The following is a 13,006-nucleotide window of genomic DNA, read 5'->3' as shown; positions in this document are numbered from 1 at the left end:
TTAATAAAATTAAAATACGTTAAACCTACTATTCCTCGGTGCTATCGTTAAATAAGAGTTTTACCAAAGCCTCTGCAGTTTTACTACAGACACTATAATTTATTTCTAGTCCATTTCTCTCGCCTTCGATTATTCCTGCTGATCTCAATTTCTGAAGATGCTGGGATATTGTAGATTGTGGTACGCCCAAACAATTTTGCATATAACTCACATTACATCTACCTTTTTGTAAAAGACCATTAACTATGCATAACCTAACTGGATGTGCTAATACTTTAAGAAGCTCTGCTGTTTCATTATACCTTTGAATATTATTATCCATACTCTACCTCTTTACTAAAATGTAATTTTTACTTTATCAATAATATCTTTTGCAAATTTCAATAATATATAATAACAACAAGAATTGTATATTTAACAATTGCTATATTTATATATTAAGATGTTTAAATATAGATGTCAATAAATTTTGATCCCATAAAAATCTTATAAAATTTTTATGGGATCAAAATTTATATAATCACCAGAAGTTATTATATACTCTATTCCATTTAATTCTCCATTTAGGGCCTTTGCAAGAGATGGTCCATGAAGATGTCCATATATAACTTTTTCTACATTATATTCTTTAAATATATCTACAAAACCAGACTCCAAAAGTTTTTCATTCACTGGTGGGTAGTGAATCATAATAATAAACTTCTTAAATCCTTTTTTTACTGCAGAATCTAGTGATAACCTGAGCCTGTTCAGTTCCCTTTCATATATCTTTTCGTCATGCTCAGAAAAGTTATCTCCTCCTGGACATATCCATCCTCTAGTTCCACATATTGCATAATCCTCATAGTTAAATGAATTATTTTGAATAAAGTCCATATCGTCATAAAGATTATTTAACTTACTTATACTAGTCCACCAGTAGTCATGGTTACCCTTCACCATAATTTTTCTGCCTGGAAGATTGTGAATCCATTCTAAGTCCCTCATTCCATCTTCCATTTTCATAGACCAAGATATATCACCAGCAACAAGAACTGTATCCTCATCCGTAATTTTATTAAGCCAATTATTTTTTATCTTTTCATCATGGTTAAGCCACCTATCTCCAAATATATCCATTGGCTTATCTCCTGTCAAGTCTAGATGCAAATCTGATATTGCAAATAATGCCACTTTATCACCTTCTATTTATTCATATTTTTATCTATATCCATTACATATGCTATAACCTTAGCCACTGCATTATATAACTCAAGAGGAATAGCATCTCCTACATCTACGTTATTCAGCAAATTAGCCAATTCCTCATCGTAAACTATAGGAACATTATTCTCTTCAGCGTTTTCTAATATTTTATCTGCAATATGACCGACGCCAGCTGCAGTAACCATTGGCGCATCATATCCCTGCTCATACCTTAGTGCCGCTGCTTTCTTTCTTTTATTCATATCAAATACCTCGCAAGATTTAAGCATAAACTTACTTAACTCATAATATTATTATAAGTTGTTATAGACCTCTTGTAAATTTATACTTTAGTATTAATTCTTCCTAAATTGACATCTTCAAAAAAGTCCCTACAGCTGGTAATATTCATATCTTCCTGTCTTTCATCAACTCTTATATAGACGTTATATCCCATACTAGATAAATCACTTAAAATTTTTTCTTTTCCTAGATCTAGAATTTTAGTCCAAAGTTCATCACACTTTAGTTCTACATCCATATTATGATTTTTCACCTTAATATAAGCATCTACCGTTCCCATATGAATAGTATTCACTGATGCAGCTATTTTCACATCTGTAGAGTCTATTCTTTTTCCTTTTTTTCTTTCATCTTTTATCATGAGTTTGCATTGATACTCATAATTTTCAAGATTAACAGGTAGATCCATATAATAATACTGATTTGAAATTGTATTATATACCTTAAAATCATTAATACTTTTATCCAATATCTGAATTAAGTTATTATAAATTTCTGGTTTCAGTTCACCCTTTTGTTCTAAAACGGCCTTTATTACAGTTTTCATTTCTTCTGTTTTAGTGCTTATTTGTTCTTTTATATTCTTTGTAATGTCATCAATACTGTATTCCTTTTTTATCATCTTATTTAAAGCTATTTCATCTTTTCCATTATCCTCAGCTACCATTTTACTTATCTGATCAGGTTTTTCATTACTATTAGTTAATGTCTTTACTTTATGATTTTCTGTGCTATTCAAAGTTGATTTTTGTTCCTCATTAGTTTCTATATTATTACTACCTTCTGAAGCTGGTAAATTACTTTCTTCTATATTTAACTGTACATTAAATTTATCTGTGTGCTCCATTTCCTTACTATTAATAAGAGTTGTCAGATTTTCCTTAAACTCTCTTATCTCTTTATAGATAGACGAAGAACCTTTAAATATATCATTAAAACTTTTTATATTTTCCTCTGTTAGTTCTATTCCATTTTCCAAGAGGGTAATAATATCGTCCTCTGAAATATTTTTTAATTGGTTGAAAAAACCCTTTAGTGTGTTAACTATCTTAGTTCCTTCCTTACCATTAGGTTCTATTCCCTTACTTTGCATATACCTAGATATAAATAGGTCTTCTTCTTCATCATTTAGCCTTATTTTATTTTGAAAATCTACTATGGTCTTTATTTTAGATATATTTTCTTTAGTTAGAGGTATTTCATGCTTTACCATTTTACTTAAAAGAGAATAATCTTCTTTATTTACAGCTATGCCCTTTTCTTTCAGTAAAAAATCAAGGGTTTTTCTTTCTGAACTTTGCTCTTTATCATTAGCGTTTATAAGCTTTAGCTGAAGTTTTCCATCCTCGAAACCTTCCACTTGGAATCTTAGGAGTCCTTCTGGCAGTATATCCATAGGATTTTGCAATTCAGCTGAAAACTGCCACCCATCCAAAAGCTTCAGTAGCACCTCTCCTGTTAACTTATCAGAATTTATAACTCTAGCTGCAAAATTTTCTCCAACATTAAAAGATAACTTTCTAAGAATTTTTTTTGCATTTATATCATTAACACTATTTACATTCCATATCCCCGCCATAGTAATCCCCCCTTATTTCAACTATTACTTAATATATATTATATTATCGTATGTTAATAAACTTTATAAAGAAAAAAATCCGAGGAAACCCCGGATTAGTTGTTTTTAGCAAATTCTCTTGCTCTGCTTCCTTCTTCATGAATTATAGGTGATACACTTTTATATACCGCCATAGTTAAAGCAGATAATATAATTCCTTTGATTAAGTTGAAAGGAGCTATGGACCATAGTATAAATGTTTCTAAATTTGTTATATTACTATTTAGTTTGTGTCCCATTGCTACTACTGCACTAATAGGGAAGTTTAATACCTTTTCATATAGAGGTAGTAGTATAAAATAATTAAGCAAGCTGGCTACCACTGCCATAACTAAACTTCCAGTAAGTAATCCGATTAAGGCTGTTTTCTTACTTTTATTTTTATTATATATATATCCAGCTACAAACACTAAAGCAGTACCTACTGCAAAGTTTGCAAATTCTCCTACAAATGCTGTGCTTCCTTTAAATATTCCATGAAGTATATTTTTTAGCAGCTCTATCGCCACTCCTGCTGTTGGCCCTAAGGCAAAAGCTCCAATTAATGCTGGTAAATCACTGATATCGATTTTTAAAAATGTTGGAAATATTGGTACCGCTACCTCTATAAACATAAGTAAAAATCCGATTACACTTAATAATGAAATTTTAACTAATCTGTTTAATTTTCCGTTTCTCATATTTTACACCCTCCATAAATTTAATTATTAGTTCCTTAAGCCTTTATAGATATGAGGACACATTGCTGTTCTCTACATCTATAACATTTTGGATAGATATGATTTTTGCTAAGGGGAAGGTGAGCAGTATAATAAAAAACCCCGGCAAAAATGCCAGGGCGAATAAACATTATACCTTACCTTCTTTCATCCAGACTTTACTGTCGGCTTCGGAGTTTCACCGAATCATACCTAATTACTAGGCTCGCGGGCTATACCGCCGGTGGGGACTTTCACCCCGCCCTGAAGATTTTAATTGTTAAATTTTCTACTCTTATTATAGTACAAGTTTTCCTAAAATTCAATATAAACTTTCAAATTGATATCAATGAATAGCACTCAAAGAAATCTTAAGTATCATAATGTGGTTATAACTGCCATGCTAATGGTACTCCCCTAGCTGTTAACTGAATTTCCTTGCTTTTTCATAGTTAATGATATTCTCTTTCTCTTTTCATCTACTTCTAATACTGTGACCTCAACAACATCACCAACCTGAACTATATCTAATGGGTGTTTTACAAATCTATCTGCTAATTGACTTTTATGAACCAACCCATCCTGGTGCACTCCAATGTCTACAAAAGCTCCAAAATCAGCTACATTTCTCACCGTTCCCATAAGTACCATTCCTGGCTTTAAATGAGAAATTTCAATTATACCTGTTTTTAGAATAGGCTTTGGTAATTCTTCTCTTGGATCTCTACCAGGTTTCTTAATTTCCTTTATTATATCATTAAGAGTCGGAATTCCTACTTCCAATTCTTTAGCCAAGGACTCTATTCCAATAGTCTTAATTCTATCATCAATATCTATAAGTTTATTATTTTTTAAATCTTCTTTGTTGTATCCCAGTTTACTCAATAGATCTTTAGCAGCATTATATGACTCTGGATGAACTGCTGTGTTATCTAAAGGCTCCGCGCTTTCCATAACCCTTAAAAAGCCTGCACATTGTTCAAAAGCCTTAGCACCAAGTCTTTTTACCTTTAAAAGCTCTTTTCTGCTCTTAAACTTACCATTTTCTTCCCTGTATCCTACAATGTTCTGTGCTATAGTAGAGTTTATCCCTGATATATATGATAAAAGAGATGGTGTAGCTATATTTAAGTCTACCCCTACATTATTAACGGAATCTTCTACTATTCCACTTAAAGATTCATCAAGCTTTTTAGCAGCTACATCATGCTGATACTGTCCAACGCCTATAGACTTAGGATCTATTTTCACGAGCTCAGCCAGAGGGTCTTGAAGTCTTCTTCCTATAGATATAGCTCCTCTTAAAGAAACGTTTATATCTGGATACTCCTTGGCAGCAAGCTCTGATGCAGAATATACAGATGCACCTGCTTCTGAAACAACTACATAAAAAAGCTCCTTACCCTTCTCAACTTTTACTTCTTTAATGAGCTTTACGATAATTTCTTCCGATTCTCTGCTTGCAGTTCCATTTCCTAAAGATATAACATCTACATTATGTTTGTATACTAAGTCCTTAAGCTTTTTTATAGACTCTTCAACTTGATTTGGTGATGTTGTAGCGTAAACAGTATCTGTATCTAGAAGCTTTCCTGTATCATCTAGTACAGCTATTTTACATCCAGTTCTAAACCCTGGGTCGAAGCCAAGAACAACCTTCCCTTTTATTGGTGCTTGCATTAGGAGAGCTTTTAGATTGGCTTTAAATATCTTTATAGCTCCTTCTTCACCTATTTCCGTAAGTTCTGCTCTTATTTCTCTTTCTATAGATGGGTATATAAGCCTCTTTAATGAATCCTTTATACTTTCCTCTATGTATATATCTGTAACATTATTTTCTTTTAAGCATTTTCTTCTTAGATATGCTATTATTTTTTCCGTATCTACAGTTACTTTAACAGAAAGTATTTTTTCTTTTTCTCCTCTATTGATTGCGAGAATTCTATGTGGTGGTATATTCCTTACAGACTCCTTGTATTCATAGTACATCTCATAAGGTGTAGTTTCCTTACTTTCTCCACTAGTTTCAATAAAACCCTCTCTGTGTATAAGATCTCTAATCCACTTTCTGTACTCAGCCTCATCAGATATAGTCTCACTTACTATATCCATCGCTCCTTGAAGTGCTTCTTCTATAGATTTTACTTCCTTTTCCCCATCTATAAATTCTGCTGCATACTCTCTTATATCACCTTTGAATTGTCCATTCCAAACAACCTCTGCTAGAGGCTTTAATCCTTTTTCCTGTGCAATAATAGCTCTTGTTCTTTTCTTAGGCTTATATGGTCTATATATATCTTCTACTTCTGTTAAGGTTTCACAGTTACTTATAGCTTTCCTTAACTCCTCAGATAACTTTCCTTGCTCATCAATAAGTCTGATTACATCCTCTTTCCTAGTCTCAAGATTTCTCAAGTAAGTTAGCCTTTCAAATAGGTTTCTAAGAGTTACATCACTCATTCCCCCGGTCATTTCTTTTCTATACCTAGCTATGAAGGGTACTGTATTACCTCCGTCTAAAAGCTCAATTACACTTTCAACATCCTTTTTATTTAGTTCCAATTCCTTTACTAGTCTATCTACTATTGTACTCATTCCTACCTCCAGTTATATTATTGTCCTATTATATAATTATGTCCCCTATTTAAGTTTTAATAAATTCGTAAATATAATTTCAATAAAACCCTTTAATTTCCTTTTTCAAATTTAATAACTAAAAATATATTACAACAATCATATAGCATTTTGCAAATTAATATATATTTAAGGACATCTGTTTTGTGAGGAGTGGTGTAATGTTAAAAAAACTTTCATATATACTTCTAGTTGTACTATGCACTTTAATTTCTTTCAGTTTTCAAATTTATGTTTCTACTAGTTCTTTTGATGCTAATTCAGTAAAACGGTACATAGAATATCTATCTTCAGATACTCTTAAAGGTAGACTAGCTGGTACTATAGAAAACGACCTAACTGCTATTTATCTAAAGAATGAATTTGAAAAAATAAATCTAAAGCCCTACAAGGATAGTTACTTCCAAAAATTTGACACAGTATATCCATACAAAACTAAAGATAGACCCTATTTAACTATTACTGACTCGCAAGGATTTCTAGTGAAAGAATATAAGTACGGCGTAGACTACAAGGAAGACTTGCTAAACTTTAAAAAGAATAATTTGTCCTTTACCAAAAAGGATAAATTATTGTGGAGCAATGAACATCTTCAGATTCAAAAGGATAATAATAATTTTCTATTTTATACCCCTGAAAGCGATAAATTAAACTTTAGAAGTTCATTTATAAACTCCTCTCCTTTTAGCATGTATATTATGACTACCAAAAACACTATTACCGAGCTGAAGAGCTACCTAAAAGAAGACTATACTATAAATTGCTTTATTCCCTTTGAAACTAAAAAAATATCCTTAAATAATGTTACAGCTTATATTGAAGGCAAGGATGCCTCCGCTCCTCCTATTATTCTTTCAGCCCACTTTGATCACATCGGTTCTGATCTAGCAGGAAATGTATACACCGGAGCTTTGGATAATGCCTCTGGAACTGCTTTTTTATTAGAGCTAAGTAAATATGTACAATCCTTAGGAAAACCTGAAAGAAATATACTGTTTGTAGGATTTAATGCAGAAGAATTTGGATGTCTTGGCTCAAAGGCCTTTGTTGATGAATATAAACATAGTATCAAGGGAAGCAAGGTTATAAACTTTGATATGATTGGCAGCAATAAACCTGTACCTCTTTACATAATGGGAGGCAGCAAGGATACAGAAAAAACAGCGCTTATAAAAGAAACATCGGAGATTTGCTCTAAAAATAAAGTTACTTTTAACTACCTTTTTGAAGATGCCAGCGATCATGAATATTTCAGAAAACAAGGTATCGATGCAATTACCCTTTCTGATTCCGATACCTCTAGAATACACACTCCTAGTGATAAATCTGAGTTCATAGGTAGTGATTCTATTGAAAGATGCTTTAATGTGGTATCAAAAAGTATCGTTAAGTATGGCTTTAAAGATAACTGGCTTCTTATTTACTATAGGGAAGTATTCTGGACTTCATTAATTGGAATCACTATATTTTTAGGAGTAAATAAAAAAACAACTTAATATTGCTTATTATTTTTTCAAATAAAAATGCTAGGGGTGAAATAAGTTATTCTCCCTCTAGCACTGTTAAATTAGTTGCTATTTTGTTTCAAATATTCACTTATAAAGCCATCGATTTCTCCATCCATAACTGCATTTATATTACCTGATTCAACACCAGTCCTATGATCCTTTACAAGGGTGTAAGGTTGAAACACATAGGATCTTATTTGACTTCCCCATCCAATATCCTTTAACTCTCCTGTGAGGTCCTCTATCTTTTCCTTGTGTGCTCTTTCCTTTAACTCTGCTAATTTTGCCTTAAGCATTTTCATAGCTTCATCTTTATTATGGTGTTGGCTTCTTTGGTTTTGACATTGAACGATTATACCTGTAGGTATATGTGTTATTCTAATTGCTGATTCAGTCTTATTTACGTGCTGACCTCCAGCACCACCGGCTCTATAGGTATCAATCTTTAAATCCTCTGGCTTTATATCTATATCTTGATTACTAGTCAGCTCTGGTAAAACCTCCACAGAAGCAAAGGATGTTTGTCTTTTTCCATTGGAGTTAAAAGGGGATATTCTTACTAGTCTATGAATTCCTTTTTCGGCTTTTAGATATCCATAGGCAAACTCTCCAATTATTTTTAAAGTTGCACTTTTTATTCCCGCATCTTCTGCAGAAAGTAATTCTATAGTTTGAACTTTAAACTCATTCTTTTCTGCCCATCTTGTATACATCCTCAGCAGCATTTCTGTCCAATCCTGAGCATCTGTTCCTCCTACACCTACATGAAGGTCTAGTATTGCGTTATTCTTATCATATTCTCCGGATAGAAGAATTTCTATTTTAAATCTGTCAATTTCTCTTCTTAATTCTTCTACTTCTCTTAGTATTTCTTTAGAAGAGGTTACGTCTTCCTCTTCTACCGCCATCTTTGTTAAAAACTCAGAATCCTCCACTCTTTCTTTAAGCTCTATATATTTGTCTAACCTTCCTTTAATAAACCTTTCTTCACCAGTTATCTCTTGGGCCTTACTTACGTCATTCCAAAAGTCTGGTTGCTGCATTATTTTTTGCAACTCTTCTATTCTATTATTAATTTTTTCTATGTCAAAGAGAATCCCTAATTTCTTTTATAGTCTCACTTAATTTGCCTAACTCATTTAGAATCTCCTCTAGCTGGATTAACATTTAAACACACTCCCTTTTACAATTAGAAAATAATCTTATATACTCAATTTAGCTAATACTTATTAAACAAATGTGGTTTTGCTTAAAAGCAAAACCACATTTAATTTATTTATACTTTTATACTACCAGTAATATTACTCAAATCTGCCACAGCAATTTTTATACTTTTTGCCGCTTCCACATGGACAATGGTCGTTTCTTCCTGTTGTCTTCTCTTTCTTAACAGGCTGCTTTTTTATTGAGTCGTCCTCTGCTTGATTTGTATGAGTTTCCTTTACGACTCTTTCTCTCTCTGGAGCTTTTTGTATCTGTACATGGAATAAATACTTAATTGTTTCAACCTTGATATTGTATATCATCTCGTTAAACATTTCGCTTCCTTCAAATTGGTAAGCTTGAGCCGGATCCTGCTGTTTGTAAGCTCTAAGTCCTATTCCTCTCTTTAAGTGATCCATATCATCTAGGTGATCCATCCATTTTGAGTCAACAACTCTTAGCAGAATAACTCTTTCTATTTCTCTCATCTGCTCAGCTGTAAATTCTTCTTCTTTTTCAGCATAGATCTTCTCGCCTATCTCTATAAATCTTTCAACAATTTCCTCATTTGTTAGATTTGCCAATTCTTCTACCTTTACTGTATCAACAGGTACAAATATATCTTCCATGTAGTCAATAAGCTTAGCTAAGTCATTTTCAAATTCTTCTTCTAGACCTGAAAGGTGAGAGGATACTGCAGAAGATACTAAATCTTTAAACATTACAATAACTTCTTCTCTTAAATCTTCTCCCTCAAGAACTTGTGATCTTTGTTTGTATATTATTTCTCTTTGTTTATTAATTACATCATCATACTGAAGCAATGTTTTTCTTACGTCAAAGTTATTACCTTCAACCTTCTTCTGTGCATTTTCTATAGCACCACTAACCATCTTACTCTCTATAGCCTCGTCGTCTCCAAGTCCAAGTTTTTCAACTATTCCCTTTAACTTATCAGAACCAAATATTCTCATAAGGTCATCTTCAAGGGAAACGTAAAATCTTGATGCACCAGGGTCTCCCTGACGACCAGAACGACCTCTTAACTGGTTGTCAATTCTTCTAGACTCATGTCTTTCAGTACCAATAATCTTTAATCCACCAGCCTCTATAACGCCTTCTCCAAGTTTAATGTCGGTACCACGACCAGCCATATTGGTAGCTATTGTAACCATTCCTTTTTCACCAGCATGAGATATTATATCTGCTTCTTTTTCATGATACTTAGCATTAAGCACCTGATGAGGTATTCCTCTTCTCTTTAGCATATCAGAAAGTAATTCTGATTTTTCAATACTTACTGTACCAACAAGAGATGGTTGACCTTTCTTATAAGTTTCAACTATATCTTCAACAATTGCTTTAAACTTTCCTTTTGCAGTTTTATAAACTACATCTGGTAAATCTACTCTTGCTATTGGCTTATTAGTAGGAATAACTATTACGTCAAGTCCGTATATTTCTCTAAATTCATTTTCTTCTGTTAAAGCAGTACCAGTCATACCTGATAACTTACCAAACATTCTAAAATAGTTTTGGTAAGTGATTGTAGCAAGGGTTCTTGATTCTCTTTCTACCTTTACCCCTTCCTTTGCTTCAATGGCTTGGTGAAGACCATCACTATATCTTCTACCTTCCATTGCTCTTCCTGTAAATTCATCTACTATTAAAACTTCCCCATCTACAACCATATAATCCTTATCTTTTCTCATTATATAGTTACCTTTTAAAGCTTGCACTACATGGTGTTGTATTTCCATATTCTCAGGGTCAGCATAATTTTCTAGCTTAAAGAAATCTTCAGCTTTTTTAATTCCTTCATCTGTAAGGATAACAGCATTTGCTTTTTCGTCTACAGTAAAGTCATCTTCCTTTTTCAATGTCTTTGCAAAGTAATCTGCTATCTTGTAAAACTCAGTAGACTTCTCTCCTTCTCCTGATATTATAAGAGGAGTTCTTGCTTCATCTATTAAGATTGAGTCAACTTCGTCTACAATTGCAAAGTTCAATCCTCTTTGAACTCTTTCTTCTTTGTATATAACCATATTATCTCTTAAGTAGTCAAAACCAAATTCACTATTAGTTCCATAGGTTATATCACAATTATATGCCTCTTGTCTCTGTGACTGATCTAATTCATGAAGTATTACTCCTACTTTAAGACCTAAAAATTCATATACAGGTGCCATAGTATCTCTATCTCTTTTTGCAAGATAATCATTAACTGTAACTATATGAACTCCCTTTCCTGTAAGTGCATTTAAATAAGCCGGTGCAGTTGCAACTAAAGTCTTACCTTCTCCAGTTCTCATTTCAGCTATTCTACCTTGATGTAGAACTATACCACCTATTAACTGAACTTTATAATGCTTTAAACCTATTGTTCTCCAAGCAGCCTCTCTAACTACAGCGAAAGCCTCTGGCAAAATAGAATTTAATGTTGCTCCTTTTTCAAGTCTTTCTTTAAACTCCTCTGTCTTAGCCCTAAGCTCTTCATCACTTAATTGCTGCATTTTAGTATCATATGAATCTATCTTTTCCACAATTGGAAATACTCTTTTTAGCTCTCTATCACTATAAGTACCAAATATCTTTTGAAAAATACCCATCTTTTTCATCCTCACCATATCATATTTGTATATACCTTTTAGATTATATCACCTAATCCTTAGCTATTCAACTTTTATAACCTACAGTTCAGTTATAGTTTACAAATTTGCAATAGTTATAAGAGTATAATTGTTTTATATTATAATATTTTACATATATTATAGACCTTTTGCAAAGTTAATATTTGTAGCAATTTATTTATATATACCATTAAAAGTCAAATTATTGTACATTTATATAAAAAAGAGGAAGCTTTTGCTTCCTCTTTTTTAGAACTCAGGCTCTATCAAGCCGTAGTTACCATCTTTTCTCTTATATACTACATTTACTTCTTCACTTTCAGCATCTTGATATACAAAGAAGCTATGTCCAATAAGTTCCATTTGAAGAACTGCTTCCTCTGCAGACATTGGCTTTACTGCAAATCTCTTAGTTTTTACAATTCTAGGTTCATCGCTATCATCATTATCTTCTACATCATCAGGTATAGGCTGTAAAAACCTAACTGAATCTTCACGATATTTTTTTTCTAATTTTGTTTTTTGTTTTCTTAATTGACCTTCTAACTTATCTACAGCTATATCAATTGCTGCATACATATCATCATGAACTTCCTCAGCTCTTAATATTATCCCACCAAAATGAATGGTTATTTCTATTATTTGTCTATTCTTTTCCACACTTAATGTAGCATGTGCTTCGATATGAGGTTTGAAATACTTTTCTAGTTTTGACACCTTTTTCTCTACTACGTTTCTTAATGCAGGAGTAATTTCAATGTTCTTTCCACTTACTGTTATATTCATATTTCCAGCCCCTTCCTTATCCTTGTGATTATTATCACTTTCTCAGGATATGTTTTATATCATAAACTAGGTTTTATGGATATAATTTTATTTTTTGTTAACTCTATTTTAATACGGTTTGAATTAAAATACAAGAGAAACGAGTGCGAATTAACAAAATATTATACAAACTTTTATTATTATCTTTTAAAATTATTTATCCATTTTATTTTTTACTTACAATAATATTATGTTCAAAACTAAAAAAAAAATTAAAGTTCTTGATGTTTTACATCAAGAACTTTAATTTGAAATATCAAGTTAGTTGACCTGGTCTTTGACCCCACACTCGCCTGCTGGAACTCTTGCTACTCGGAATTAACCTCTCACTACCCATTCTCTCGTCTTAAAACGGCAGGACTTACCTCTAAACCGCACCATGCTCATTAAATATTTTATCTA

The 13,006-nt window shown here is 32.3% G+C and carries 10 protein-coding genes and 1 riboswitch; of the genes, 1 reads left to right on the top strand and 9 read right to left on the bottom strand.

Annotated elements, in window-relative coordinates; translation table 11 throughout:
* Positions 1 to 28: 28 nt before the first annotated feature.
* From N4T77_RS04415 to N4T77_RS04390, 6 genes are all read right to left on the bottom strand, one after another.
* Complete coding sequence (locus N4T77_RS04415; protein ID WP_261670531.1) at positions 29 to 322, bottom strand: helix-turn-helix transcriptional regulator; 294 nt, start codon at positions 320 to 322, stop codon at positions 29 to 31.
* 164 nt (positions 323 to 486) lie between these two features.
* Complete coding sequence (locus N4T77_RS04410; protein WP_261670530.1) at positions 487 to 1,173, bottom strand: metallophosphoesterase; 687 nt, start codon at positions 1,171 to 1,173, stop codon at positions 487 to 489.
* An 11-nt stretch (positions 1,174 to 1,184) separates the two neighbouring features.
* Positions 1,185 to 1,448, bottom strand: coding sequence for an EscU/YscU/HrcU family type III secretion system export apparatus switch protein (locus tag N4T77_RS04405; RefSeq protein ID WP_261670529.1), 264 nt, complete (start codon positions 1,446 to 1,448; stop codon positions 1,185 to 1,187).
* A gap of 80 nt (positions 1,449 to 1,528) precedes the next feature.
* Positions 1,529 to 3,067, bottom strand: coding sequence for a hypothetical protein (locus tag N4T77_RS04400; protein WP_261670528.1), 1,539 nt, complete (start codon positions 3,065 to 3,067; stop codon positions 1,529 to 1,531).
* Positions 3,068 to 3,162: 95 nt separating this feature from the next.
* Positions 3,163 to 3,786 carry an ECF transporter S component gene (locus N4T77_RS04395; RefSeq protein WP_261670527.1) on the bottom strand — a complete coding sequence of 208 codons (624 nt, stop codon included), beginning with the start codon at positions 3,784 to 3,786 and terminating at the stop codon, positions 3,163 to 3,165.
* Positions 3,787 to 3,960: 174 nt separating this feature from the next.
* Positions 3,961 to 4,080, bottom strand: a riboswitch (FMN riboswitch).
* A 141-nt stretch (positions 4,081 to 4,221) separates the two neighbouring features.
* Positions 4,222 to 6,399 carry a Tex family protein gene (locus N4T77_RS04390; RefSeq protein ID WP_261670526.1) on the bottom strand — a complete coding sequence of 726 codons (2,178 nt, stop codon included), beginning with the start codon at positions 6,397 to 6,399 and terminating at the stop codon, positions 4,222 to 4,224.
* A 200-nt stretch (positions 6,400 to 6,599) separates the two neighbouring features.
* Here N4T77_RS04390 and N4T77_RS04385 point away from each other — a divergent pair, with 200 nt between their 5' ends.
* Positions 6,600 to 7,934, top strand: a complete 1,335-nt coding sequence (locus N4T77_RS04385; RefSeq protein ID WP_261670525.1) for a M28 family metallopeptidase — start codon at positions 6,600 to 6,602, stop codon at positions 7,932 to 7,934.
* A 71-nt stretch (positions 7,935 to 8,005) separates the two neighbouring features.
* On the opposite strand, the gene prfB is transcribed toward N4T77_RS04385, so the two are convergent.
* From prfB to hpf, 3 genes are all read right to left on the bottom strand, one after another.
* A protein-coding gene (gene prfB, locus N4T77_RS04380) for a peptide chain release factor 2 (RefSeq protein ID WP_261670524.1) occupies positions 8,006 to 9,113 on the bottom strand; the annotation gives its coding sequence in 2 pieces (ribosomal slippage) (positions 8,006 to 9,034 and positions 9,036 to 9,113; 1,107 coding nt in all).
* A gap of 134 nt (positions 9,114 to 9,247) precedes the next feature.
* Complete coding sequence (gene secA, locus N4T77_RS04375) at positions 9,248 to 11,758, bottom strand: preprotein translocase subunit SecA (RefSeq protein ID WP_261670674.1); 2,511 nt, start codon at positions 11,756 to 11,758, stop codon at positions 9,248 to 9,250.
* Between the two features lie 270 nt (positions 11,759 to 12,028).
* Positions 12,029 to 12,565, bottom strand: a complete 537-nt coding sequence (gene hpf, locus N4T77_RS04370) for a ribosome hibernation-promoting factor, HPF/YfiA family (protein ID WP_261670523.1) — start codon at positions 12,563 to 12,565, stop codon at positions 12,029 to 12,031.
* Positions 12,566 to 13,006 lie beyond the last annotated feature (441 nt).

It is taken from the genome of Clostridium sp. CX1 (genome assembly GCF_025398335.1).
GTDB classification, from domain to species: domain Bacteria; phylum Bacillota; class Clostridia; order Clostridiales; family Clostridiaceae; genus Clostridium_AM; species Clostridium_AM tanneri.
The sequence above is the reverse complement of the archived record's forward strand: the minus strand, read 5'-3'. Positions and strand labels throughout refer to the sequence as shown.

Bases quoted from the DNA above. Each gene is read 5' to 3' on its own strand.
- N4T77_RS04415 (WP_261670531.1), bottom strand. From the start codon at position 322: ATGGATAATAATATTCAAAGGTATAATGAAACAGCAGAGCTTCTTAAA.
- N4T77_RS04405 (WP_261670529.1), bottom strand. From the start codon at position 1,448: ATGAATAAAAGAAAGAAAGCAGCGGCACTAAGGTATGAGCAGGGATAT.
- N4T77_RS04400 (WP_261670528.1), bottom strand. From the start codon at position 3,067: ATGGCGGGGATATGGAATGTAAATAGTGTTAATGATATAAATGCAAAA.
- N4T77_RS04395 (WP_261670527.1), bottom strand. From the start codon at position 3,786: ATGAGAAACGGAAAATTAAACAGATTAGTTAAAATTTCATTATTAAGT.
- N4T77_RS04390 (WP_261670526.1), bottom strand. From the start codon at position 6,399: ATGAGTACAATAGTAGATAGACTAGTAAAGGAATTGGAACTAAATAAA.
- N4T77_RS04385 (WP_261670525.1), top strand. From the start codon at position 6,600: ATGTTAAAAAAACTTTCATATATACTTCTAGTTGTACTATGCACTTTA.
- secA (WP_261670674.1), bottom strand. From the start codon at position 11,758: ATGGGTATTTTTCAAAAGATATTTGGTACTTATAGTGATAGAGAGCTA.
- hpf (WP_261670523.1), bottom strand. From the start codon at position 12,565: ATGAATATAACAGTAAGTGGAAAGAACATTGAAATTACTCCTGCATTA.